Annotated in this window: 19 protein-coding genes; 9 read left to right on the forward strand and 10 right to left on the reverse strand. The window is 38.4% G+C overall.

The features are described 5' to 3' along the window. Nucleotides 1-37: 37 nt before the first annotated feature. Nucleotides 38-964 (reverse strand): malate dehydrogenase, encoded by a 927-nt coding sequence (gene mdh, locus H4O18_RS03240; protein ID WP_103440350.1) that lies wholly within the window; start codon nucleotides 962-964, stop codon nucleotides 38-40. 298 nt (nucleotides 965-1,262) lie between these two features. Between mdh and H4O18_RS03245 the strand changes: the two genes are divergently transcribed. Beyond that, nucleotides 1,263-1,631, forward strand: a complete 369-nt coding sequence (locus H4O18_RS03245; RefSeq protein WP_187581681.1) for a hypothetical protein — start codon at nucleotides 1,263-1,265, stop codon at nucleotides 1,629-1,631. A 23-nt stretch (nucleotides 1,632-1,654) separates the two neighbouring features. On the opposite strand, the gene H4O18_RS03250 is transcribed toward H4O18_RS03245, so the two are convergent. The 3 genes from H4O18_RS03250 to asnB form a co-directional block, all read right to left on the reverse strand. Continuing rightward, entirely contained in the window at nucleotides 1,655-2,665 is a 1,011-nt protein-coding gene (locus H4O18_RS03250) for a DUF6588 family protein (protein WP_187581682.1), read from the reverse strand. A 73-nt stretch (nucleotides 2,666-2,738) separates the two neighbouring features. Beyond that, nucleotides 2,739-4,694, reverse strand: coding sequence for a DNA topoisomerase (ATP-hydrolyzing) subunit B (gene gyrB, locus H4O18_RS03255; protein ID WP_187581683.1), 1,956 nt, complete (start codon nucleotides 4,692-4,694; stop codon nucleotides 2,739-2,741). A 542-nt stretch (nucleotides 4,695-5,236) separates the two neighbouring features. Further along, a complete protein-coding gene (gene asnB / locus H4O18_RS03260) occupies nucleotides 5,237-6,907 on the reverse strand; it encodes an asparagine synthase B (RefSeq protein ID WP_187581684.1) in 1,671 nt (556 codons plus the stop codon). Nucleotides 6,908-7,148: 241 nt separating this feature from the next. On the opposite strand from asnB, the gene H4O18_RS03265 reads away from it, so the two are divergent. Beyond that, nucleotides 7,149-7,688, forward strand: a complete 540-nt coding sequence (locus tag H4O18_RS03265; RefSeq protein WP_187581685.1) for a DUF2911 domain-containing protein — start codon at nucleotides 7,149-7,151, stop codon at nucleotides 7,686-7,688. A gap of 108 nt (nucleotides 7,689-7,796) precedes the next feature. On the opposite strand, the gene H4O18_RS03270 is transcribed toward H4O18_RS03265, so the two are convergent. Next, on the reverse strand, nucleotides 7,797-8,231 hold the full coding sequence (locus tag H4O18_RS03270) for a hypothetical protein (protein ID WP_187581686.1): 435 nt from the start codon (nucleotides 8,229-8,231) through the stop codon (nucleotides 7,797-7,799). 190 nt (nucleotides 8,232-8,421) lie between these two features. Here H4O18_RS03270 and H4O18_RS03275 point away from each other — a divergent pair, with 190 nt between their 5' ends. Together H4O18_RS03275 and H4O18_RS03280 are read left to right on the forward strand one after the other, a co-directional pair. Continuing rightward, entirely contained in the window at nucleotides 8,422-9,132 is a 711-nt protein-coding gene (locus H4O18_RS03275; RefSeq protein WP_187581687.1) for a hypothetical protein, read from the forward strand. 292 nt (nucleotides 9,133-9,424) lie between these two features. Further along, the gene (locus H4O18_RS03280; protein ID WP_187581688.1) at nucleotides 9,425-11,062 is read left to right on the forward strand and encodes an ABC-F family ATP-binding cassette domain-containing protein; all 1,638 of its coding nucleotides are present in this window, start codon (nucleotides 9,425-9,427) and stop codon (nucleotides 11,060-11,062) included. A gap of 62 nt (nucleotides 11,063-11,124) precedes the next feature. Here the strand turns inward: H4O18_RS03280 and H4O18_RS03285 are convergent, their stop codons facing one another. The 5 genes from H4O18_RS03285 to H4O18_RS03305 all read right to left on the reverse strand — a co-directional run bounded on the left by H4O18_RS03285 (nucleotide 11,125) and on the right by H4O18_RS03305 (nucleotide 16,758). After that, the gene (locus H4O18_RS03285) at nucleotides 11,125-11,937 is read right to left on the reverse strand and encodes an alpha/beta hydrolase (protein ID WP_187581689.1); all 813 of its coding nucleotides are present in this window, start codon (nucleotides 11,935-11,937) and stop codon (nucleotides 11,125-11,127) included. A 223-nt stretch (nucleotides 11,938-12,160) separates the two neighbouring features. Beyond that, nucleotides 12,161-12,769: a YkgJ family cysteine cluster protein gene (locus H4O18_RS03290; protein ID WP_187581690.1), complete on the reverse strand. Its 609-nt coding sequence runs from the start codon at nucleotides 12,767-12,769 to the stop codon at nucleotides 12,161-12,163. A gap of 134 nt (nucleotides 12,770-12,903) precedes the next feature. Further along, nucleotides 12,904-14,664 (reverse strand): arylsulfatase, encoded by a 1,761-nt coding sequence (locus H4O18_RS03295; RefSeq protein ID WP_187581691.1) that lies wholly within the window; start codon nucleotides 14,662-14,664, stop codon nucleotides 12,904-12,906. 383 nt (nucleotides 14,665-15,047) lie between these two features. Then, a complete protein-coding gene (locus tag H4O18_RS03300) occupies nucleotides 15,048-15,764 on the reverse strand; it encodes a ribonuclease activity regulator RraA (RefSeq protein WP_187581692.1) in 717 nt (238 codons plus the stop codon). A gap of 25 nt (nucleotides 15,765-15,789) precedes the next feature. Next, nucleotides 15,790-16,758: a sugar phosphate isomerase/epimerase family protein gene (locus H4O18_RS03305; protein ID WP_187581693.1), complete on the reverse strand. Its 969-nt coding sequence runs from the start codon at nucleotides 16,756-16,758 to the stop codon at nucleotides 15,790-15,792. Nucleotides 16,759-16,895: 137 nt separating this feature from the next. Here H4O18_RS03305 and H4O18_RS03310 point away from each other — a divergent pair, with 137 nt between their 5' ends. From H4O18_RS03310 to H4O18_RS03330, 5 genes are all read left to right on the forward strand, one after another. Beyond that, nucleotides 16,896-19,205, forward strand: coding sequence for a chondroitinase-B domain-containing protein (locus H4O18_RS03310; protein WP_187581694.1), 2,310 nt, complete (start codon nucleotides 16,896-16,898; stop codon nucleotides 19,203-19,205). Nucleotides 19,206-19,528: 323 nt separating this feature from the next. Then, a complete protein-coding gene (locus tag H4O18_RS03315) occupies nucleotides 19,529-20,299 on the forward strand; it encodes an SDR family NAD(P)-dependent oxidoreductase (RefSeq protein ID WP_187581695.1) in 771 nt (256 codons plus the stop codon). A gap of 103 nt (nucleotides 20,300-20,402) precedes the next feature. Further along, nucleotides 20,403-20,837, forward strand: a complete 435-nt coding sequence (locus H4O18_RS03320; RefSeq protein WP_187581696.1) for an RbsD/FucU domain-containing protein — start codon at nucleotides 20,403-20,405, stop codon at nucleotides 20,835-20,837. A gap of 362 nt (nucleotides 20,838-21,199) precedes the next feature. Continuing rightward, a complete protein-coding gene (locus tag H4O18_RS22450; protein ID WP_187581697.1) occupies nucleotides 21,200-23,254 on the forward strand; it encodes a polysaccharide lyase family 7 protein in 2,055 nt (684 codons plus the stop codon). A gap of 51 nt (nucleotides 23,255-23,305) precedes the next feature. Beyond that, nucleotides 23,306-23,683 (forward strand): cupin domain-containing protein, encoded by a 378-nt coding sequence (locus H4O18_RS03330; RefSeq protein WP_187581698.1) that lies wholly within the window; start codon nucleotides 23,306-23,308, stop codon nucleotides 23,681-23,683. The last annotated feature ends 538 nt before the right edge of the window (nucleotides 23,684-24,221 follow it).

Consider the following 24,221-nt stretch of genomic DNA (forward strand, 5'->3'; position numbering starts at 1 on the left):
GGGACGGATGCCCTAAATATTTGTCAACCCCAATGAATTATAGGGCCAATAAGCTATTTGTCTTTCTTACACCTTCTGCACTTTCTTTCATTTTTGCTTTTTCAGCATCGGCCAAATCTATTTTTACAATTTTTTCGATACCATTTTTACCCAAAAGTACCGGAACACCTATACAAATATCATTTAAACCGTACTCACCTTCCAGGAAAGCAGAGCATGGGAACATCTTCTTTTGATCGCAAGCAATAGCCTGTACCATAGAAGAAACAGCTGCACCCGGCGCATACCAAGCACTTGTACCCAACAATTTAGTAAGGGTAGCCCCACCTACTTTGGTATCCTCAGAAACTTGGGCCAATCGATCTTCCGACAAAAATTCGGATACCTTAATACTATTTCTTGTGGCATGGGCCGTAAGAGGTACCATTCCAGTATCACTATGACCGCCAATTACCATACCATCTACATCGGAAATAGGAGCCTCCAATGCTTCGGCCAATCTGTATTTAAACCTTGCGCTATCCAAAGCACCACCCATACCTATAATTCTATTCTTTGGTAAATCGGTAGTTTTGTGCACCAAATATGTCATGGTATCCATTGGATTACTAACTACAATAAGAATTACATTAGGAGAATGTTCAATTAAATTTGAAGATACCGTTTTTACAATACCCGCGTTTATTCCGATCAACTCCTCACGCGTCATTCCGGGCTTACGAGGAATACCTGATGTAATAATAGCCACGTCGCTTCCAGCGGTCTTACTATAATCATTTGTGACTCCTGTTATTTTGGTATCAAAACCATTCAATGAAGCTGTTTGCATTAAATCCATGGCCTTACCTTCAGCAAAACCTTCCTTAATATCCAACACAACTACTTCTGATGCAAAATTCTTTATAGCAATGTACTCTGCACAACTTGCGCCAACAGCACCTGCCCCAACAACGGTAACTTTCATTATAAGGTTATTTTAAGTTAAATTTTATGCCCAAAAATACTGAATTTTAACAGAACAATACCACCATATGCTTAGAAACCACCTAATTTTTATTAGAAGTTAGATTTTATCAATTTTTCTTAAGGGTGTACAAAATTGAATGGCCAAATGTGGTCTTTACCATTTTATACTGAACGTAATAAAAAGACCTTTTATCGAAAAAAGTTAAAATACTGTTCCATACATCGAATTTATACAATAGATAGTTAAGGGTAGGCGTTCAATACTAAGTACCAAATCTTAAGAAAAATCCTACAAAATGAAAAAAGTATTTTCATTCTTTGCAATACTTGGCATCCTACTTGCCAGCAATTGCACTAGAATTACAGAGAACAATGACCCGGTCATTGGGATATGGTCCCATCTCTCGACAGATGGTGGCACCACCCAAAAACAGACCCTTAGACAGGAGTGGATTTTTAACGATGCCTATTTAGGTAGATACCACACCTATCAGAACAAAAAGCTAACTATTATTTCTGATTTTAAATGGGTTCGGAAAGACAGCCTATACATTATCTCCTATCCTGGTTTGGAAAAAGAAGAGGATGTAGTACTTATGACCGAGTCTGAAAACGGAATAATACTGGCCGACAACGAAGGCAACGTTTTGGCAATTAGGGAATAAAAAACAAAGGGTAAATTTTGGATTTATCTAAATCCAAAATTTACTCCTATGGTAAGGTTATTAAATTCGGCCAATGAATAATCGGCATGCAGCCTGAAGAATCCAAGTTTTAACTTGGCCCCCACAGTTCCCGAGACTCCACTTGCCTTTCTGGTCAAAGAAAAAGGATCTACATAGGTTTCTTGAAAAGGACCTGATTGCACTCTATATGTCCCTAAAACATCTGTCGTAGATTTTCCGGATACATATCCAACACCTCCATAAAAATTAATTACAGGAAGTTTAGTGGAGGCAATTGCCTGAAATGTTAAAACATTCATATCAACATCTATCTTCTGATCACTACCGTCAACAATATTACTATTGGTAAAATCGTAGGTAGCGTTCAATTGGGTAAAACCAATAACCCCAGAAAGTGCAACTGGTAATATTTTATCGGCAGGCAACAATTTAGAAAAATCATATTGAAGGCCTACTCCATATAATCCAATAGCAACATCATCCGTATCTATTTTAGGCAAAAACCTTGCCTTAACCTCCAACCCTTTTATTAATCCCACACTTACCTGCAAAAAAGCAGTAGGTATAAAATTAATGTTTTCAGAAGCTAGTCCCGTCGGCAATTCAAATTCTTCCCGTGTAGTAAGAGGACCAACTTCCCCTTCCACAAAGACACGTATGCCTTCCAAATCCCCCAAAGCGGTTGATACTGGCTTGGAACTGCTACCATCTACGAATTGAAGATTTTCATAGTCGGCCGTATTCAATACAAAGGACTTTTTATCCTCCTTATTCTTAAACGAAGTCATATTTCCTATAACCGAAATCTCAAAACCCCCTAAAGGTTTTGAATCCGCAGAATTGTACCAACCGTTGGCCAAACTATAGATTGCACCTTCCGATACAGGTCCGAAATAATTATCGGAAAATTTTTCCGCATCATTAATCCCTGCTGCAAATAATTCATTCACATTGGATTGCGAATATCCAATTGCACTTAAAAACAAAATACCTGTCAAAAATAAATACTTCATAACTAATAGATTTTGGTTAAAACTAAAAAACTCGCACCAGTGGTGCGAGTTTTTGTTGTGTAAACACTATTTTTTATGCATCAATGTTTGCATAGACGGCATTTTTCTCAATAAACTCTCTTCGTGGTGGCACCTCATCACCCATCAACATAGAGAATACGCGATCTGTCTCGGTAGCATTATCAATGGTTATCTGTCTCAAGGTCCTAAATTCCGGATTCATTGTAGTATCCCATAACTGCTCCGCATTCATCTCTCCTAGACCTTTATAGCGCTGAATACCCACGCTTCCATTAAAACTCTCGGCAATTTCATCACGTTCCTTATCGCTCCATGCGTATCTTTTCTTAGTTCCTTTCTTTACCAAATAAAGAGGTGGCGTTGCTATGTAAACATGTCCACCTTCAATCAATTCGCGCATATATCTAAAGAAAAAGGTAAGTATCAAGGTTTCAATGTGACTACCATCCACATCCGCATCACACATAATCACTACTTTGTGATAGCGCAATTTATCCAAGTTCAAGGCCTTGCTATCGTCCTCGGTACCTATAGTTACTCCAAGTGCTGTATAAATATTCTTGATCTCCTCATTTTCGAATACTCGGTGCGGCATGGCCTTTTCAACATTCAGAATCTTACCTCTAAGCGGCAGAATGGCCTGAAAAGCCCTATCCCTTCCCTGCTTAGCAGTACCTCCCGCCGAATCCCCCTCGACAAGAAACACTTCGCACAAGCTAGGATCTTGTTCTGAACAATCTGATAGTTTCCCTGGCAGTCCCCCAATACTCATCACGGTTTTTCGTTGAACCATTTCACGTGCCTTGGTAGCCGCATGACGGGCTTGAGCCGCCAAAATTACCTTTTGGACAATAACCTTGGCATCATCGGGATTTTCCTCCAAATAATTGGTCAACATTTCGGAAACTGCCTGACTTACAGCCGCGGAAACCTCCCTGTTACCTAATTTAGTCTTCGTCTGGCCTTCAAATTGTGGTTCGGCAACCTTGACAGAAACTATCGCGGTTAGTCCTTCCCTAAAATCGTCACCTTGAATCTCGAATTTTAATTTATCGAGCATTCCCGATGCATCAGCATATTTTTTTAAGGTAGTAGTCAGACCCCTACGGAAACCTGACAAATGCGTACCCCCTTCATGTGTATTGATATTATTTACATAGGAATGCAAGTTTTCGGTATAGCTGGTATTGTAGGTCATGGCTACTTCCACAGGAATATCGTTCTTTTCTCCTTCCATGGAGATAACATTGCGAATCAATTGCTCACGATTGCCATCCAAAAAGCGGACAAATTCTTTTAATCCCTCATCTGAATAGAAGGTTTCTGAAAGAAATTCCCCCTTCTCATCCTTTACACGTCTATCCGTCAAGGAAATGGTCACCCCTTTGTTCAAAAAAGAAAGTTCGCGCATCCTGTTTGCCAAGGTCTCATAGCTAAATTCTATGGTTTGGGTGAAGATGGTATCGTCAGGATGAAAGGTAACCTCGGTTCCACGATCATCTGAAACACCTATACTTTTTACTGGGTATAACGATTTCCCTCTTTCATACTCTTGTTCCCAAATTTTTCCATCCCTATAAACAGTGGCCTTTAAATGGTTGGATAGTGCATTCACTACCGAAACACCAACACCGTGGAGTCCACCGGAAACCTTATAGGAATCCTTATCGAATTTACCCCCTGCTCCAATTTTGGTCATGACCACCTCTAAAGCGGAAATACCCTCTTTTTTATGTAAATCTACTGGAATACCCCTTCCGTTATCCTTAGTCGTGACCGAATTATCCTCATTAATAGTAATGTGAATAGCGTCACAATGGCCTCCCATAGCTTCATCGATGGAGTTATCCACCACTTCATAAACCAAGTGATGCAACCCTCGCACACCAATATCCCCAATATACATGGATGGGCGCATGCGCACATGTTCCATTCCTTCCAGTGCCTGGATACTATCTGCGGAATAATTGTTCTTTTTTTGCTCGTCTTTATTTGCTTCTTCGCTCATAAATAAATACTTATTTCATTATAATTTTAGCAATCCTACAAATATAGGCAATACCCCATGAAATATGGGGTTGATGGCTAATATTAGTCACTAAGTTATCAACAAAAATTGTGGAAAAATACCAATCGATATATAGGTTGCCCAAGAGTGTTCTTCCTGCCTTTGGCGATTTGGCCAGGACAAAGTTAAACAACCTAATAAACTATGAAGCAATTGGAGTAAAATCAAAATAAAAAACCCAAAATAAAGCTTGTAATTAGGGTTGCTCAAGTAGCTTGTTATAACATAATAATTGAACCCCTAATTCCCCTACACTAAACATAGTTGCCCTCTATTTAATATTTCGGCGGAACAGCAATCAGGTTTAAATAACTAAACTTCAATTACCTCTAGCATTTAACAGTAACACAATAACCCAAATACCTACCAAGATACCTTAGGATTTCCCTAAACAAAAGAGGCACCCCTTAAAGAGTGCCTCTTACGTACTAAATAAACTAAAAACTTAATTAATCGAATTCTTGCTACCTAATCCTGAAAGATTATTTTACGTAAGCATCCGAATGAACCTTTGAAACAGCCCTACCGGAGGGATCGTTCATGTTTTTAAAGGCCTCATCCCATTCCAGGGCAATTCTAGTACTACAGGCAACCGATGGCTCCTGTGGCACGCACAGTGCCGCTGCATCTGAAGGGAAATGTTCCTCAAAAATTGAGCGATAATAAAATTCTTCTTTGGAGGTAGGGGTCTGTAAAGGAAATCTGTATTTGGCATTTGCCAATTGATCATCCGTAACTTCGTTCTTAACAACCTCCTTTAAGGTATCTATCCAGCTATAACCAACTCCATCCGAAAATTGTTCCTTTTGTCTCCAGGCAACACTTTCTGGCAACATATCCTCAAATGCCTTTCTCACTACCCATTTCTCCATACGTTCACCGTTGATCATCTTATCCTGCGGATTGATTCTCATAGCCACGTCCATAAATTCCTTATCCAAAAATGGTACACGCCCTTCTATACCCCAAGCTGCCAAAGATTTATTGGCCCTTAGGCAATCGTACATATGTAGCTTGTCCAATTTACGGACCGTTTCCTCATGGAATTCCTTGGCATTAGGTGCTTTATGGAAGTACAAATAACCCCCAAATAATTCATCCGCCCCTTCGCCTGATAAAACCATTTTAATACCCATGGATTTTATTACTCTCGCCATAAGATACATTGGTGTGGAGGCCCTAATTGTTGTTATATCATAGGTTTCTAGGTTATAAACTACATCTTTTATCGCATCCAATCCTTCTTGAATTGTAAATTTTATCTCATGGTGCACCGTACCGATATGTTTCGCCACCTTTTGTGCCGCTGCCAAATCGGGAGATCCTTCCAAACCAACCGAAAAGGAATGCAATTGTGGCCACCAAGCATCGGTAGTATCGTCCGATTCAATTCTTTTCTGGGCGTATTTCTTTGCAATGGCAGACGTAACCGAAGAATCCAATCCCCCTGAAAGAAGAACACCATAAGGAACATCTGACATTAATTGTCTGTGGACAGCAGCCTCCAAGGCCTCTTTAATAGCCTTAATACTGGTCTCGTTATCCTTTACTGCATCATATTCCATCCAATCACGTGAATACCATCTTTTAAATTCCCCATCCTTGCTATGCAAGTAATGCCCCGGAGGAAACAACTGTATTTTGGTACATGTTCCTTCCAACGCTTTTAATTCGGAAGCCACATAAAAAGTACCATTAACATCCCATCCTATATATAAGGGAATGATTCCCATATGATCTCTAGCGATAAAGTACTCATCTTTTTCAGCATCATAGATAGCAAAACCAAAGATGCCATTCATCTCATCCAAGAAGTCGACCCCTTTTTTTTGATACAAGGCTAAAATCACTTCACAATCCGATTGTGTCTGAAAATTATAGGTTCCGTCAAATTGCTTGCGCAACTCTCTATGGTTATAAATTTCACCATTTGCCGCAAGTACTAATTTTTTGTCCTCACTAAATAATGGTTGTTTCCCTGATGCTGGGTCAACAATAGACAAACGTTCATGCGCCAAAATAGCCTTATCGTTAGCATATATCCCACTCCAGTCAGGTCCCCTATGTCTAATTTTCTTAGACATCTCCAATAATTGAGGCCTTAATACCTCTGTACTCTCCTTTACATCAAATGCACATACAATTCCACACATACAATAATATTTATGTCAATTTTAAAGCAAATATCAGATTTATATATACATAATAAAATATAAAATACATTATTAATTATAAAATGAAACCTTAAAATCAATTATAATAACAATCTATTACCATATAAGGGATTTCACTTACAGCAACCCACTATTTTGTAAGTTGTCCAAAAATTACCGACTTTTAATTCAGAATAAAAGGAATACTACTTAAATTTGACAATCTCTAAAAATGAAAAAAATGAAAAACTTATTTACTATTACACTTATGGTTATTGCTTTGGCCTTCAGTTCTGAAGCAACAGCACAGAAATTCAGTGGATTGGACAAGAGTCCTGCAGACATTGCCTCTTATCCAACTGATTATAAAGTTTCCCAAAAATTAGTTCGAATTACTTATAGTCGCCCACAATTAAAAGGACGGTCAATATCCGAACTTGCTCCAGCCGGAAAAGTATGGAGAACAGGAGCCAATGAAGCCCCGGAAATCATTTTTTATAAGGATGCTACTGTGGGAGGAAAATCTGTTGCCGCCGGTACATATTCCCTATTCACTATCCCGGGCGATAAGGAATGGACAGTAATTTTGAACAAAAATTTAAATCAATGGGGCGCTTATTCCTATCAGGAAGGTGATGACGTAGTCCGTGTTCCTGCCAGTGTTAGCAATGCTTCCGAATCATTGGATGCTTTTTCAATTGCATACAAGGATGTAGACAATGGCACCCATATGGTACTTGGATGGGGAAACACCAGGGTTTCCTTGCCTATCACTTTTTAAAAGAAAGCTGGTCTACAAATAAAAAAAAGCCGAAGTTCAGAACTTCGGCTTTTTTTATGATCAAGCCTGTCGATACAGGCACTCAACAATATCTTTTAATAGTAAATCTTATTCCGGGTCCAATCGCCTCTCCCCACTCAATTTAAAAATACCGTCCTCAGAACTGGCTTTTCCACTTATTTTATCACCCTCTACCGTAATACTCACGGAGACCAATTGCCCTTCAAGATTAAGGGAAAATGTCAATGTATTATCCTTCACTTTAACGTCATCAGCCTTGCGCTCACCACCAGGTAAGGCGACCAGTACTTTTAGTGAACCTTCTTTTTTAGAAATAAACAGAATTCCCCTGGCATACTCATAAGGAACATTTTCGGCCGAGTATTTCCAATTACCTATAAAATTTTCCTCACCAAAAGGATTGGCATCATTAACAACCCCAACATCCAATTGATTTACATCTGCATTAGCCATGGCAGAAAAACCCATCAGCATGGTACATACCAAAAATCCAATCTTGATAATTCCTTTAAAATTTCCCATCTATCTATTTTTTTTAAATAACAATAACTTTAATGACCTCTAAATTTACTAATAATTCACTTTCAACGGAGTTCCAATATCTATTTTATACTCATACCATTTAAGCTTATACCAATATAAGAACTCCCAATGGCCATTTTTTATTGTTTAAATTGCCATCAAAAAAAGGAATACAATTTCAGCGGAAACCATGAGTAAAAAATATCTCCCTATAGAACTTCCTACCCAAATTCAACTTTTACAGAAAGAGATAGATTCCCTGCGACTTGAAGTTAATGAAATTGTACAAAAAACCTCGGCTTTCGAAAACATTCTTCGTTCAAAAATTGAAGATGAATTGATAGAGGAACAAGAACTTTCCCAATTATACAAACTACAGAAAAAAGCAAAGAAGGAAAAAAGGCAGATCCAGAGAAAACTTGGTAAAAACTATCAGGAATCTACCGGCATCCAAACAACGAAAAGAACAGTGTTTCCTGAAAAAAACTCAAAGGAACAACTACAGAAAAAGCACTTATACCGTGAGGCCATGTTACATGTGCATCCTGACAAGTTTTCAATGCAAAAGGACAAACTGGACCTGGCTACCGAAATAACTGCAAAACTAATAGAAATATATCAATCCGGAGATTTGGCATCCCTTAAGGCCTATCACGCACATATTTTTAATGGAAACACTTCATTACAACCTTTGGGCAAGCCTATACAAACCAAAGGTTCAGGGCGTGCATATTTACTACAGGAACGTAAAAAAGTACTGGAGGAATTATCGCTGGCCAAAAACAGGCACACTTATAAAATATTGACTGAATACGAAAATCCACTGACGTTTGTGGATGAATTAAAGTCGTACTACAAAAACCGAATTTCCAAACTCAGGAAACGGACAAGGACTAAATAATCATTCAGAATTAAGTCTTACCGCTCACTAGTATTTAATTTTGGTTAGAAACCCAATATCCAAGTATTCTCAGCCGATTATCGCATAATAGCTCCGTTCCAGTAATCACCTAAGTAATACACCTTAGACTTATTGATGATTAAGAAAGGAATAACATTGGGGCATACCTTAATATTGCACCGAATTAAAATTATCCAACCCCTAAGCCTCAAAACAACAATGTTTCCAAGTCGCTAATTAAATGTCCTTGGTATCCCGCTTTTTTATAGTTTTGCAAACTTAAAATTGAAATATGATTTCTGTAGATGCAATTGCGGTAGAGTTTAGTGGAGATACCTTGTTCAGTGACGTTTCCTTCGTTATCAACGAAAACGATAAGATCGCCTTGATGGGGAAGAACGGGGCTGGAAAATCTACCATGATGAAGATTATTGCGGGGGAACAAAAAGCTACCCGTGGCCATATTCGTTTTCCAAAGGACGCCGTAATAGCATATCTGCCCCAGCATCTACTAACGGATGATAGCTGCACGGTTTTTGAAGAAGCTTCCAAGGCTTTCAAGGAAATCTTTAGCATGCGCGACGAAATGGAACGCTTGAACAAAGAATTGGAAACCCGCACCGATTATGAATCGGACGCTTATATGTCCATCATTGAAAAAGTTTCGGATTTAGGGGAGAAATTCTATGCCTTGGAGGAAATAAACTATGAGGCAGAGGTTGAAAAGGCACTAAGGGGCCTAGGATTTAAACGGGAAGATTTTCATCGCCTTACCAGCGAATTTAGTGGCGGATGGCGTATGAGGATAGAGCTTGCAAAAATATTATTGCAAAAGCCCGATTTAATACTTTTGGATGAGCCCACCAATCACGTGGATATTGAATCTGTAATATGGCTGGAGGATTTCTTATTGAATAAGGCCAAGGCAGTTGTGGTAATCTCCCATGACAAGACCTTTATAGACAATATCACCAATAGAACCATTGAGGTAACCATGGGTCGAATCTATGACTACAAGGCCAACTACAGCCATTACCTGCAATTGAGGGAAGACCGACGAAGCCATCAAATAAAGGCCTATCAGGAGCAGCAAAAATTTATAGCCGACAACCAGGCATTCATTGATCGATTTAAAGGCACCTATTCCAAGACCAATCAGGTAACGTCAAGGGAAAGGATGTTGGAGAAATTACAGATTATAGAAATTGATGAAATAGATACGACAGCACTAAAATTGAGGTTCCCTCCTTCTATACGCTCCGGTGACTACCCCGTAACCGCCGAAGGACTTTCCAAAAGTTATGGCGACCATGTGGTTTTCAAAGATGCCAACCTCTCTATTTCTCGCGGAGAAAAGGTTTCTTTTGTGGGAAGGAATGGTGAAGGAAAATCTACCATGATCAAGGCCATTTTGGGTCAAATTGAGGTAGAAGGCAAATGTAGTTTGGGACACAATGTAAAGGTTGGCTATTTTGCACAAAACCAGGCTTCTTTGTTGGACCCTGAACTGACAATCTTTCAGACCGTAGATGAAGTGGCAGAAGGAGACGTGCGTACGCAGATCAAAAATATTTTAGGCCGATTTATGTTTGGTGGAGATGACCTGGAAAAAAAGGTGAGTGTACTTTCCGGCGGAGAAAAAACAAGATTGGCAATGGTAAAATTACTTTTGGAACCTGTAAATCTTTTAATTTTGGATGAGCCTACCAATCATTTGGATCTAATATCCAAGGACGTACTTAAAGAAGCACTTCTCGCTTTTGACGGCACATTGATATTGGTATCCCACGACCGGGATTTTTTACAAGGACTTTCGCAAAAAGTCTTCGAATTCAAGGACAAACGGGTAATAGAACATTTCGAGACCATTGATGCTTTCTTGGTGCGCAACCGAATTGAGAGTCTAAAGGAAATAGATTTAAAGGCCTAAACGTCCTAACTCAATTCCTAACGATCAAAATGGGCAAGGTTTATAAAAATCTACGGCCAAATTCAAGATTTAAAAAAGGCATCAAAATACAATAATTGGTATTGAATGGCATTTGCCCAATAATCCCAATTATGACTTCCCGGGCGTTCAATATAATCATGAGGAATATTTCTTTCCATCAATTTTTGGTGCATTCTTTTATTCCCGTCATAAAAGAAATCATTTATCCCGCAATCAAATATAAGCTTCAAATTCTCCCCTTTTAACAAATGCACCATATTGATTACCGTATTATCCTCCCAATGGTTAGGATTTTCGGCATAATCGCCCAAGCGTTTGGACAGGTCCCAATTTTCAGGAAAAGGACGTATATCCAAACCCCCGCTCATACTTCCAGCAGCACCCCAAACATCCTGATGCCTAAAGGCTAAATAAAATGCGCCATGACCGCCCATACTCAAACCAGTAATGGCCCTTGACTCCCTCTTGGCCAAGGTGTTGTATTTAGCATCCATAGCACCTATAAGTTCTTTGGACACATAAGTCTCGTAACGCATATCCTTTTCAATAGGACTATCAAAATACCAACTTGTTTTGCCTCCATCAGGGCAAACAATAATAATATTATAGGTATCAGCATAATCCTTTATAGCAGAAACTTTTGTTGCCCAATCCTTATGATTCCCTCCTGCCCCATGCAGCAAATAGAGTACTGGGAGACCTTCCTTTTTCATGGTGTAACTATCTGGTAAAATTACCAGATTGGTAATGGATTTATTCATGGATTTGCTCTTGACATATAAAGTATCTACCTGTGATGCAAATGCACTTATAACAGTAAATAGAACTACCAGCACAGTCAAAATTCGTCTCATTTTATACAATTGTCTTTTGAATCTTTTCTAATAATTAGTTAGGTGATGTATACCAATTTTTAAGAAGAGACACATTCCATCTCCCCTTTAGATGTCATTTTCAAAACTAGGTAAAAAAGACAAAACACAGTTAATAAACCATACAAAATGAGTCCCGAGTGATATAAATAGATTTTTCCGTCACAAAAGACTTAGAATACCACAAATAAATAAAAAATAGAGATTATGCAATAACCTTGTACCCCTCTGGAAAAGGACGGTAGGCATAATACTGAAGGACTTCCTCAATAGCGGCCTTCATGGCCTTATTGATTGGAAGAATACTATTGCCCAACCTGAAGTCGATTTGATTAAGGTTCATATAGTAGTCGCTAAAAATGGGTACATATAGTCCATTTTTCATAGCCAACTTGGAGTTCTCGTAGCGCTCGGCCTGATTCTCTTTGATAATCTTGCACGTGGCCAATCTGAGTTCCCCCAATTTGTCCCTACTTGCCCCATATCCAAATAGTCGGCATATTAGTCCCCTGTATTTATAATCGCCACATTTCCCACTATTACTATCCAAAACTGATAATGGACGATATAAATGGCAGATGGAACTTTTACCCTCCTTTAATTCTTCCAAAGTAGTTTCTGCTTTCCCGCTTAAAAAAAGATTGAAAGCCCAAGGCAAAAATTCCAAGGGGGAAGCATCAATATCGGGATGGGTACAACACTTGCCACAACCAGCCTTACAGCCCAGACCCGTTTGGGATTGAAAAGTAGCGATTTCCTGATCTAAGCCAGCGAATAACACCTCAACGGCTTTTACCCTACGTTCTATGGACATTAATTTTTTTTGTGCGAAGGTACACCAATAAAGGTATCGTACAACAAATATTGCCGCAGTTGCATTAAGATAATTCAAGGCCTAAAGTTAATGGAAACAGCTACTTAAAAAGCTTGAATTAATAACAAAAGTGGCTAATCCACTTTTTCCATTTCCATCCAAAAAGGGAATATATTCTTATTATCAACTGCATAAAAAGGTATAAGATTACCCATCATTTTAGGAAAATAGACCTTCTTCATTTGAATAATATCGGTATTGTCATTTTTATTCTCCATCTGTCTAACCAAGGTATTCGCTTCCAAAACCATTTTCCCATTGCCCATTACAGGTTTTACAAACTTATAGGTAATATCATAATACCCTTCTTCAATCTCCACATCCCAGTTACCGTAAATTTCTTCCTGATTCCATATACCCCTTTCGCCCCCGGCATCGTTCCTATTAAGTATTACTGGATTTTCATTTGGGGTACCTACCCTAATTCTTGGTGGATTAATAAGGTTTTCCGAATTGATCAATTCATTGTAAATTATATCCAATTCCTTTTTAAGGTCAAAGGCCAATCCCTTATTTTCCCTTATCACGTTACGCTGTTCATATGGATCTTTATTGAGGTGAAACAACTCAAAATCTTCAATTCCGGCATTGTAATCGGTTTTCCCCACCAATTTATACCCCCCTTTCTGTAAGGCCATATTATTGTACAACTCTGGATAACGACGTGACCAATAAAAAAACAATGACCGATCGGCCCAATCCACCTGCTGACCCTTTATTAAAGGAAGCAAACTCTTTCCATCGATTATCCTGTCTTTGGGCATATCTACACCGCATAATTCCGATAAGGTAGGAAGGACATCCAAATGGGCGGTCATGGTTTCAACATCTTTTTTACCCTTGGTAATTGCTGGATATTTCAAATAAAAAGGTACCCTAACACCTCCATTGTATACATCTCCTTTAAGACCACGCATACCACCAACATATCGTGTTTGTTGGGGGCCATTGTCTGTCATGAAAATTACAAGCGTGTTTTCGGTGAGCTTCAAGTCTTTCAATTTTTTGAAGAGTTTCCCTAGATTGTCATCAATATTGTTGACCATGGCATATACCTTTCTAGCATCTTCCTTATCCTTCTCGCTCATTTCGGAAAAAGGCTTTCCATCCTTACCAAAACCAGAAGAGGGGTCTATGTCCTTGTATTTTTGATAATAGGAATCAGGAACTTGCAAAGGGGTATGAGGTGCATTAAATGCCAAATAACAGAAAAAAGGGGACTCCTTATTTTTATCTATAAAATTGATGGCTTGATCGGTAAAAATATCCGAACAATACCCGTCATAAGACTCCTGCTGGTTATTATGCCATAGTACAGGATCAAAATAACTTCTATCCCCTTTAAAATAAGTGGTAATATCTCCAACCTGACCCATACCCCCAGAAAGATGAATTACGGATTCATCAAAACCCTGATCACTTGGCCTACTCGGAAAGTTATCGCCTAAATGCCATTTACCAAATGCTCCCGTACTATAATCCGCCTGTTTCAACATTTCGGCAATAGTTACTTCGTTCGAAGCCATAATGGCACCGCCATTATAGGTGTCCCTCATACCAGTGCGCAAAGAATAACGCCCAGTCATTAAACTGGATCTAGTTGGAGCACAAACAGGAGAAACGTAAAAATTGTTGAACCGCACACTTTCCTTTGCCAAGGCATCAATTACTGGTGTTTTTACATGGGGATTCCCGGTAATCCCCAAATCTCCGTACCCTTGGTCATCTGTAATGATCAAAATTACATTGGGTCGTTGTTTAGATTGACCCCTTGCACCAACGGTTAGACTTAAAATTAGGAAAAGAATAATACAATGTGTATACTTCAAAATCATAGGAAATAGTTTCAAGTTTTGTCGATTCTTTTTAAAGCAAACTGAAAAGGAGTACAAATTACTTAATTTCGCATTACCGCTAAAAGTCTTTACAAGAATCTTAATAAACATTATTCCATTATTTAAGGGCATACAATCCATTCCTTTTTCAGAGCAGTTAAATTAGTTATAAGCAACCCTGTTTTTTTGGATCCGGTTGCCAGCGCAATGCCCTAAAATCGCATTTTGTGGATCTAAGAAGTACATTGCCGTAGGAACAAGGGGGTTCCCCCCATTATGCGAAATTGGGATTATAATTCCAGAATCGAACGAAAACCCATTAGAATTACGACAGTTCCATGGCTTAGTTACCACTGTTCAGGAATGCTATAGTTTTATTATTTTTAAGTTTTATTTGCCCTCCAAGCCTCAAATTCTACAGCGATTTTTTTATCCACCAAAGGATAAAGTCCAATAATAGACTGACCATTTTTTACTTTTTCCATGACAAATTCCTCAAACAAGGTCATTTTTAAGCATTCATCAGCTACCTCATCGGCAATTCCGGCCGGAATGACCATTACTCCGTCATCATCACCCACCAAAATATCTCCTGGATAAACCGCAACATCGCCACACCCAATGGGTTCGTTAATGGCTATGGCCTGGTGCAAGGTTAAATTGGTCGGTGCCGAAGGTCTGTTGTGATAGGATGGGAAATCCAGTTCTGCAATTTCGGCTGAGTCCCTGAAGCCGCCATCGGTTACAATTCCCGATACTCCTCTGACCATTAATCGCGTAACCAATATGGAGCCGGCGGAAGCAGCTCTGGCGTCCTTTCTACTATCAATTACCAAAATAGCCCCTTCGGGACATCCTTCAACGGCCACTCGCTGCAAATGTTTTGGATCTTTAAATACTTCAATGGTGTTTAAATCTTCACGTGCTGGAATATAGCGCAGGGTATACGCCTCTCCAACCATGGTAGGCCTGCCCAATTTTAAAGGCTTAATATCTTGAATGAATTGCTTTTTCAATCCTCTTTTAAAAAGACAGGTAGCAATCGTAGCGGTACTAATTTTTCTTAATTTATCCTTAGTGGAATTTGGTTTATTACCCATATTGTTCATCTTTGGTTATCTTAATTTATTCAGCTCTTTGCCAAGCTTCTTTAAGGAATTTCAAGTCTTTTTTCATTTGAGCAAAAACGACTTTTTTATCTATGGTTATCTTAGTCGCACCGTGTTCTGCACCACCTAGGTCATACTCAAGATGAAGGGATATTGGCACGTTGATTTTATATTTCTTAAGCAATGCAAAGTAGCGATCAAAATCTACCATGCCCTCCCCTAGCATAGTATTTATTGGTTTCCATTGTCCGTTGACGGTGCCCCATTTAAAATCTTTGATGACGATAGATTTAATAAAAGGTCTGATGAGTCGCAACCCCAGTTCCCATGAACTGCCCCCTTCCACTACGGCATGCCTTATATCGTATTGACAACCCATATGTACATTTTTGGTTGCTTCCAGAATGGGTGGCAAATCCCAAATGGGCGCTCCTACATGGTTCCCAGCATGATTTTGATAACAGCCGATAAGTCCCAGATTCTTATTAAACACCTCCAAATTTCTAAACTGTTGGCCATAGATGGTCTGACTTTCCGAAATTTCCCTATTCTCAGGATAGGTCAACCATCCAGTGCGATAATGGGAAAGTCCCAACTTACTGGCTGTTTCCAATACAGTTCTTTGTTCCTTATTTTCAACATCAAGAACGTTTGTGGTCATCATCTTAGGATTCAGACCATATTTTTTCATGGCAGCAACTGCCTTGGGCAAATCATCAGCTACTTTCTCAGGCAACACGTGCCCTTGGGGTCTTACCGTCAAATCCAATCCGTCAAAACCCATTTCCGCCGCCGCTTCGGACATATCATTATAGTCCAGAAATTGAAGATGCTTTGAAAACAAATTTACTTCCAAGGAATTCTTAAAAGGCGTAATAGAATTGAACATTGCTTTATCAAATGCCATCAGCGGTAGGGCAGCTCCCGCCATTGTTGCAAGTTTCATAAAATTCCGTCTATCATAATTTGAAATATTCTTCTTCATATTAAGTGCTGATTATTAGATTATTGTACAGTTTTTATGTTAAAAATTTGTTAGTCTTACAAATATACGTATTTTTGGTAAACCAATCTGGTTAACCAATTTATAATTGGAAGTTGTTCCTAAAAAATCTATTAATTATGAGGAGAATAGTAACGTTACTGTACATTTTATTTATTCTAAGCGCTTGTGCAGACAAGATCAATCTGAATACCAGAATGGTTAACACTCCGGAAGAATTGGAAGTAGCTATAAAAAATGCAGAGGCTGGGGACAACATTGTGCTGGCGAATGGTATATGGAAAGATGTCCGAATTAAATTTATAGGTGAAGGCACGGAAGACCAGCCTATTACAATTAAAGCTGAAACACCTGGAAAAGTTGTTATTGAAGGAGTGTCCGATTTAAAATTTGGAGGGAAGTACTTAGTGGTCGATGGACTGCACTTCAGAAATGGTTATTCGCCAAGTGAAGCAGTTTTGGAATTTAGAATAGACGAAAAAACTATAGGAAATCACTGTACTATTACCAATTCCATTATTGAGGATTTTAATAAAATGCATCGTGATGATACGGATCTCTGGGTTCAATTCTGGGGAAGACATAATACGCTAAGCAACAGTTATATTGCCGGAAAAACCAATCGCGGACCAACAATTAGGGTGGACTTAGAGGGCAATGAGAGCATAAATAATTACCATCAAATCCTTAATAACCATTTTGGACCAAGACCCCCCAAAGGTGGTGCTAGCGGTGAGACCATTCAAATTGGCAATAGCTTTTCTTCAATGTCTCCAAGTTATACAATGGTTGCCAATAATTTATTTGAAGCCTGTAATGGCGAAGTTGAAATTATTTCCAGTAAAACCAATTTCAATGAGTTTAGAAATAATGTCTTCTATAAAAGCGAAGGTTCTTTGGTAACAAGACACGGTAACTATTGCACTATTGATGGTAATTACTTTATTGGAGATGGTAAAAATGAAAACATAGGAGGTATCAGAATTATCAATACAGGACATTGGGTGACCAACAATTACTTCTTCAATATAAAAGGAAAGAACTTTAGAAGTGCATTGGCCGTAATGAACGGAATTCCAAAATCACCTTTAAACAGATACAATCAAGTTACAGATGTAGTGGTCGCTTACAATACCTACATAAATTGCGATTCCCCCTGGCAATTCGGAGTTGGTCAAAATTTAAACCAAGAAGACGTTTTGCCTCCCTCGGAAATTCGTTCGGCAAGACCCATAAGGACAATAATTGCCAACAACGTAATTTACAATGAAAAAGGTGATGCTTCCCCAATTATTGAACACGATAAGGCAGATGGTGTAACTTTTAAAAGCAACGTCATCAATAATCAAGGGGTGGATTTTAAAGCCTATGAAGGATTGGAGGCTGTTAATTTTGGCATTGAAGAAATTGGAAAAAATATTCTTATCCCCTCATCCAAGATAGATATTGAACCTTACCAAGGCTTCGAATTTGAAAATATATCGACAGATTTAGTTGGAAATCCTAGGACTGACAACAATTCTATTGGAGCATTCACAAATACCGATTTTAAAGACCCGAATATTTTGGATAGATCCAAATATGGTCCAAGTTGGTATTCAGCCGAAGCAGAAGAAAAAGAACCTAAGACCTTAATTGTTTCTAAGGCAGAAATTCTTCAATCCAAAATTGACGAAGCTGAAAACGGAGATATCATTTCGCTGGAAGTAGGAAATTATGAAATCCAGAAATCCTTGCTAATTAATAAAAGGTTGACCATTCAATCCGCTGATAAGTCAAAAGTTGTGCTAAATTATTCTGGAGGAGAAAATTCACCTCTTTTTGAACTGCAACCTAAAGGGTTTTTAAATCTGAAAAACGTGACCTTAAAAGGAAATAATTCCCAATATGCATTCGCTAGTTTAAATGAAAATATGTTTACACATTTTGGGTTAACGGTTGCCGATTGTGACATCAGTGATTTTAACTATGTCTTAAAGGTATATAAAGAGTCCTTTGCAGAACGTATCACCTTTGAAAATACTTCAATATCAAATTGTGATAATGGTCTGGAACTATCAGAAGAAACTAACGATCTAGGAGATTATAACACTGAATACCTAACGATACATAATTGCCGGTTCTCCAATGTAAAAAGTAATGTGATCGACTACTATCGTGGAGGTTATGACGAATCTACCATTGGTGGGAATCTGCTGGTCACCAATAGCACCTTCACCAATTGCGGAGCTCAGGAAAAAAATGGAATTCTGATTAACTCCCACGGCATTGTAAATGTCGATATTTCCAATAATACCTTTAAAAGCAATCCGGTAAAACTGGTGGCTTTACTTTGGGGAGCTAAAAACAATTCACATTCGGACAATCAGATCAACAATTCCGGAGAAATCAGGGTTGAGGAGAATTTAGAAATGAAATTACTGTACTAAACCCATTTCCCTATCAATAATAGGCCGCTTAGCATACATTATATCCAATGTTTCAAATTGAAAGGAATGAAACAATAATAAAAACCTAATAAATTATTAGTTGAAGTATCAAAGCCTATAGAAAATTGAGTTTTGAATCAAAAATAAAATTGAATCCAAACTATAAAAACTGAATAAAAAAATTATCACCTCAGTAGCAATGTTCGTAGTCCTTTGTCTTTTCCTAATATTTAACAGCTGCAAGTAAATCTGTAAGTGACGAGGCCGTGTCGAATGAAGGCTATTTCACTAAAAATGATTAAATAAATTAATGTAGAAAAAAAATGAAAAACAATAACAAAATAGCTGGCAAAAATGTTCTCATAACTGCTGGTGCTCAAGGAATTGGAGAATCAATTACCAGACACTTTATCAACAGTGGAGCTAATGTAGCCATCCACTATTTTTCCAGTGCAGATACAGCCAACCAATTGGTTGAATACGCGACCAGCAAAGGGCAAAAAGCGGTTACTATAGCTGGTGACCTAACAAACGAAGCCGATGCAAATGCAATGGTCGAAAAAATAATAGAAGCATTTGGTGGACTAGACATACTGATCAATAACGCAGGTTCACTTGTAGCGCGTAAAATGCTTAGCGAAATGGAGGCTGAGTTTTGGCACAAGGTAATGGATATTAACCTTACATCCATGATGTTTGTAACGCGAGCCGCAGCTCCTTACCTAGCAAAAAATGACAACAGTAGTATTGTTAATTTGGCATCGCTAGCTGGGCGCAAAGGTGGGCACCCAGGGTCATTAGCTTACTCTACCAGCAAAGGTGCTATTTTAACATTCACGCGTGCACTGTCCGCAGAATTAGGACCTCAAGGCACTCGAGTTAACGCGGTCGCGCCAGGGCTTATTCTGGGTACTTCATTTCACAACACCCATACAACAAAAGAATCAGCGGATGCCACAACAGCAGGTATTCCGATTCAACGAGCAGGGAACGCAGCTGACGTAGCACGAGCAGTTTTGTATTTGGCATCAGAATACGATGGCTTTATTACTGGAGCTACACTAGACATTAACGGCGGCGTTTACAATATGTAGTTCTCTGTTGAATCATATATAATTGATTTTTATAAAAAAGAAAACACTAGGTATTATTTGGCTATTTGTGGTTATTATTCACCCATTTTTTTAAAATAATATTATGCTAAAAACACCGATAATACACCCAACAATCATGGAGGTGCTTGCGCGTTCAGGTCATTTTGCACAAGTTGTCATTGCAGACGGAAATTTGCCAGTCGGTGCTATGAATGGCCCTAACTCGACGACCGTACACCTCAACTTTCGTCCAGGACTATTGGATGCTCTCACAGTACTTGAAGGCATACTGGAAGTCTGCCCTGTTCAAGGTGCAATCGTTATGGAAAAGCCTGTTGAAGCAAATGCAGAAATACATGATGCCTATAAAAAATTACTGGGTGAAGTATCGTGGATCGAGATGGAACGATGGGCTTTCTACGACAAAATCAGAGAACCTGCCACCACTTTAATTATTCAAACAGGTGAACAGCGCCGATTCGCTAATTTGATACTAACAGTCGGTGTCGTAAAAATGGCTGAAGAAAGCGGATTTTAAGAAGTAAGTATCTTATTTATAAATTCCTTTTTAAGTCCCCTAATACAACATTCGCCCGAAGTAAAATTTACGTTTACCGAATTATTGATTTTACCCGCGTTTTATTATTAATTAGGGATAAAATAGGTCGATTAAATGTTAAATATTTGGTGGTTCCAAATATTTGCGTATTTTTGGTAAACCAATCTGGTTAACCAATTTTACAAATATATTTTCGCTTTGTTTATTAGTGGCTTTCGTTATCGTAGAATTGCAGGTAAAACCATCTCGTAAAACGTTTGATTAAGATTGTGAAGAAATTATCCTAGCCGTTAAAAAAATTGACTTTATACGGTTTTTATAGTAAACATAACCCATATAATATGAACTTTAAAGTATTCAACTCGGTTTCTGTACATTATTTATTCATGATAAGTACCATTTTTCTATTTATTGGCTGTACAGAAAAAAAGAAACAAAAATCTACAGACAAAACTGAAAATGTAGCGATAGGTCGTAGTGCAAACGACATCATACCATTTTTTCAACATTGGAATTTGATCTTAGGTGATGGTTCCAATGTAGGCAAGGCTATTGGTTATGAGAACAAAAATTTCTTTTTTACTGCCAGTGATGACCATGGCGATTGGGTCGTATTCAAAGCTCCAAATGCAGGAAATACCCATGGTACTTCGCATAATACAAGAACGGAATTGGCCCAATTAAAGAAGTGGTCACCAATGACCGAAGCTAAAATGAAAGCTACTCTAAAGGTAATGAACGTGTCAACTACGGGCGATGCGCACGTTGCTTCGACATATTCAGTAGTGGTTGGTCAGATTCACAGTGCAGATGGGCACGAGAATGAACCGCTTAAAATATTTTATAAGAAATTTCCTGGCCATAAAAAAGGTTCTATCTTTTGGCATTACGAAATCAATACGGCAGGTGATGATAATTCAAAAAGATGGGATTATTCCACTCCTGTTTGGGGCTATGACTTTTCTGTTGTTGGTACTGATGAAGATACCTATCCCCCAGAACCTGAAGATGGGATTACTTTAGGGGAAGAGTTCAGTTATGAAGTGGAAGTTAAGGATGGCATGATGCATCTAACATTCACTAGTGATGGGCATGAGACCAAAACATTCACTAAAAATCTTATTTCGTCTGAATTTGCAAATCGCTCAGACATGCCCGAGCAAGTCAAGAATTTATTCGTACCCATAGGTCAGGATGGCCTCGAGCGTAAAGAAGGGTATGCCGGTGAGGGCCTCTTTTTTAAATTGGGCACGTACAACCAAACGAACGGAAAAGACCCTAAGGTTAATAAAGTTTGGTGTTCTGGTGCCGAAACCCATGGTGGTGATATACAAAAACAATATGCAGATGGCAATTACGCGGAGGTTTGGTTTAAGTCAGCAGAAATCACCATCAGCGATGATGCCATTTCGAATGCAGGTTATTTCGAAGCGAATGATGGCTTAAGTACTAAGACGGTTTATCCAAATGAGGTGATTCCTTTTATGGATAAATTTAAAATAATGTTGGGTGACGGTACGGAGGTGGAAGATATCACCGAGTTCGAACACAAAGATTTCTTCTACACTGTGATTGACGGGACAAGACGATGGGTAGTCTACAAAACTCCAAATTCTGGTGTTACTTCAAAAAACTCCAGTAATACAAGAACCGAACTACACGAAAAAAGAGAATGGCTCCCTAAAGAAGGTGGTAAACTAACAGGTACCTGCAAGGTAATGCAGGTCTCCATTTCAGGCGATGCCAGAGTTGCTGCCTCTTATTCAACTGTTGTCGGGCAAATTCACAGTGGTGAAGGACATGAAAATGAACCACTAAAAATATTCTACAAGAAATTTCCTGGTCACACTAAAGGTTCCGTCTTTTGGAATTATGAAATCAATCCAGTTGGTGATGACAATTCGGGCAGGTGGGAATATTCCAATGCTGTTTGGGGGCACGATATGTCTGTCATTGGAAAAGGTAAAAACGACTATCCCGCTGAGCCTAAAAATGGAATAGAATTGGGTGAAGAATTCAGTTATGAAGTAAATGTTTATAAGGGAATCATGTATCTAACCTTCAAAAGTGAAGATCACGAAACTAAAACATTTACCAAAAATCTAATCTCATCTGAATATGTAAAAAAATCAGACTTTCCTGTACAGATGAAGAATTTATTTGTCCCCATAGGGCAAGATGCGACTGAACGTGCCACTGCTTATAGCGGAGAGTTGAATTATTTTAAACAAGGCGCGTACAACCAGACCAATGGAAAAAGTCCAGAAACCAACATGGTTTGGTTTGCAGGTGCGGAAACCTATGGAGGTGATATCGCCAAACAATATGAAAATGGCTGTTATACGGAAGTATGGTTTAGGGAAGCAACAGTAGGTAAGGGTACACCACCAAAATAAATGGAATTGATTCATATAAAAGAGTAAAGACATATTAAAATCATAAAAAAAATGAAAAGATTTAGTGAAAAGTACATCATCTCAAAAGAAATGAAATGGGAAGAACTTGGAGGAGGAGTATCAAGAAAGTTTTTAGGTTACGATAACCAAATCATGATGGTAAAAGTGAAATTTGAAAAAGAGGCATTAGGTTCCCCACACCAACATTTTCACACACAAGCTACCTATTGTGTTTCAGGTAAATTCGAATTTGAAATTAATGGAGAAAAGAAAATTGTAGAAGCAGGAGATGGAGTTTATATTGAACCTAATCTGTTGCATAGTGCAGTTTGTTTGGAAGAAGGGATACTAATTGACACGTTTAGTCCTGTAAGGGAAGATTTCTTAAGCGGTGGAGGGGTATCTTATTTTGGAGATAAGCAGTCATAATAAAAAAAACTGCCCTTTTCAGGAAGACAAAAAATACGAAGTGCTTAGACTTATAAAGGAAGCGATATCACGGGCGGACTTGCCTTTTCCTAGGCATCAGAGAGTCACCAAAGGCCTATAAACAGGAATCTAATCGCCTCATTTTCAAGCGAAACAACCCTCCAAATGTTAAATTTTAATTTGTTCTTTTTTTTAAGGAATAAATAACATATATTTGGTAAACCAAACTGGTTAACCAATTTGGTTTACCAGTAAAAAAATAACAATACCAGCCATGTTAAAAGAAAAATATTTGAAAATAGACCATAAGATTTGACAAAAAAAAGGACGGGTGCACACCCATCCTTTTGTAAAAAGTTTACTTCATTCTGAAGGGAAGTAATAACCTAGACATGTAATAATTTATTATAACACGCCTACTGCAAAGATAAAAAAATACATTGACTTGTATACAGATTGCGTGATTTAGTAAATAGTGGGAAAAATGTGAATGCACAAGCACATTTAAAATCTGATTTCGATAATCGAAATTGACAAT

Origin of the sequence: Arenibacter arenosicollis (genome assembly GCF_014397245.1) — a bacterium.
Classification (GTDB): Bacteria; Bacteroidota; Bacteroidia; order Flavobacteriales; family Flavobacteriaceae; genus Arenibacter; species Arenibacter arenosicollis.

What these genes read in the sequence shown, in the direction of transcription:
- mdh (WP_103440350.1), bottom strand. Translation starts at nt 964, where the DNA reads ATGAAAGTTACCGTTGTTGGGGCAGGTGCTGTTGGCGCAAGTTGTGCA.
- H4O18_RS03245 (WP_187581681.1), top strand. Translation starts at nt 1,263, where the DNA reads ATGAAAAAAGTATTTTCATTCTTTGCAATACTTGGCATCCTACTTGCC.
- H4O18_RS03250 (WP_187581682.1), bottom strand. Translation starts at nt 2,665, where the DNA reads ATGAAGTATTTATTTTTGACAGGTATTTTGTTTTTAAGTGCAATTGGA.
- gyrB (WP_187581683.1), bottom strand. Translation starts at nt 4,694, where the DNA reads ATGAGCGAAGAAGCAAATAAAGACGAGCAAAAAAAGAACAATTATTCC.
- asnB (WP_187581684.1), bottom strand. Translation starts at nt 6,907, where the DNA reads ATGTGTGGAATTGTATGTGCATTTGATGTAAAGGAGAGTACAGAGGTA.
- H4O18_RS03265 (WP_187581685.1), top strand. Translation starts at nt 7,149, where the DNA reads ATGAAAAACTTATTTACTATTACACTTATGGTTATTGCTTTGGCCTTC.
- H4O18_RS03270 (WP_187581686.1), bottom strand. Translation starts at nt 8,231, where the DNA reads ATGGGAAATTTTAAAGGAATTATCAAGATTGGATTTTTGGTATGTACC.
- H4O18_RS03275 (WP_187581687.1), top strand. Translation starts at nt 8,422, where the DNA reads ATGAGTAAAAAATATCTCCCTATAGAACTTCCTACCCAAATTCAACTT.
- H4O18_RS03280 (WP_187581688.1), top strand. Translation starts at nt 9,425, where the DNA reads ATGATTTCTGTAGATGCAATTGCGGTAGAGTTTAGTGGAGATACCTTG.
- H4O18_RS03285 (WP_187581689.1), bottom strand. Translation starts at nt 11,937, where the DNA reads ATGAGACGAATTTTGACTGTGCTGGTAGTTCTATTTACTGTTATAAGT.
- H4O18_RS03290 (WP_187581690.1), bottom strand. Translation starts at nt 12,769, where the DNA reads ATGTCCATAGAACGTAGGGTAAAAGCCGTTGAGGTGTTATTCGCTGGC.
- H4O18_RS03295 (WP_187581691.1), bottom strand. Translation starts at nt 14,664, where the DNA reads ATGATTTTGAAGTATACACATTGTATTATTCTTTTCCTAATTTTAAGT.
- H4O18_RS03300 (WP_187581692.1), bottom strand. Translation starts at nt 15,764, where the DNA reads ATGGGTAATAAACCAAATTCCACTAAGGATAAATTAAGAAAAATTAGT.
- H4O18_RS03305 (WP_187581693.1), bottom strand. Translation starts at nt 16,758, where the DNA reads ATGAAGAAGAATATTTCAAATTATGATAGACGGAATTTTATGAAACTT.
- H4O18_RS03310 (WP_187581694.1), top strand. Translation starts at nt 16,896, where the DNA reads ATGAGGAGAATAGTAACGTTACTGTACATTTTATTTATTCTAAGCGCT.
- H4O18_RS03315 (WP_187581695.1), top strand. Translation starts at nt 19,529, where the DNA reads ATGAAAAACAATAACAAAATAGCTGGCAAAAATGTTCTCATAACTGCT.
- H4O18_RS03320 (WP_187581696.1), top strand. Translation starts at nt 20,403, where the DNA reads ATGCTAAAAACACCGATAATACACCCAACAATCATGGAGGTGCTTGCG.
- H4O18_RS22450 (WP_187581697.1), top strand. Translation starts at nt 21,200, where the DNA reads ATGAACTTTAAAGTATTCAACTCGGTTTCTGTACATTATTTATTCATG.
- H4O18_RS03330 (WP_187581698.1), top strand. Translation starts at nt 23,306, where the DNA reads ATGAAAAGATTTAGTGAAAAGTACATCATCTCAAAAGAAATGAAATGG.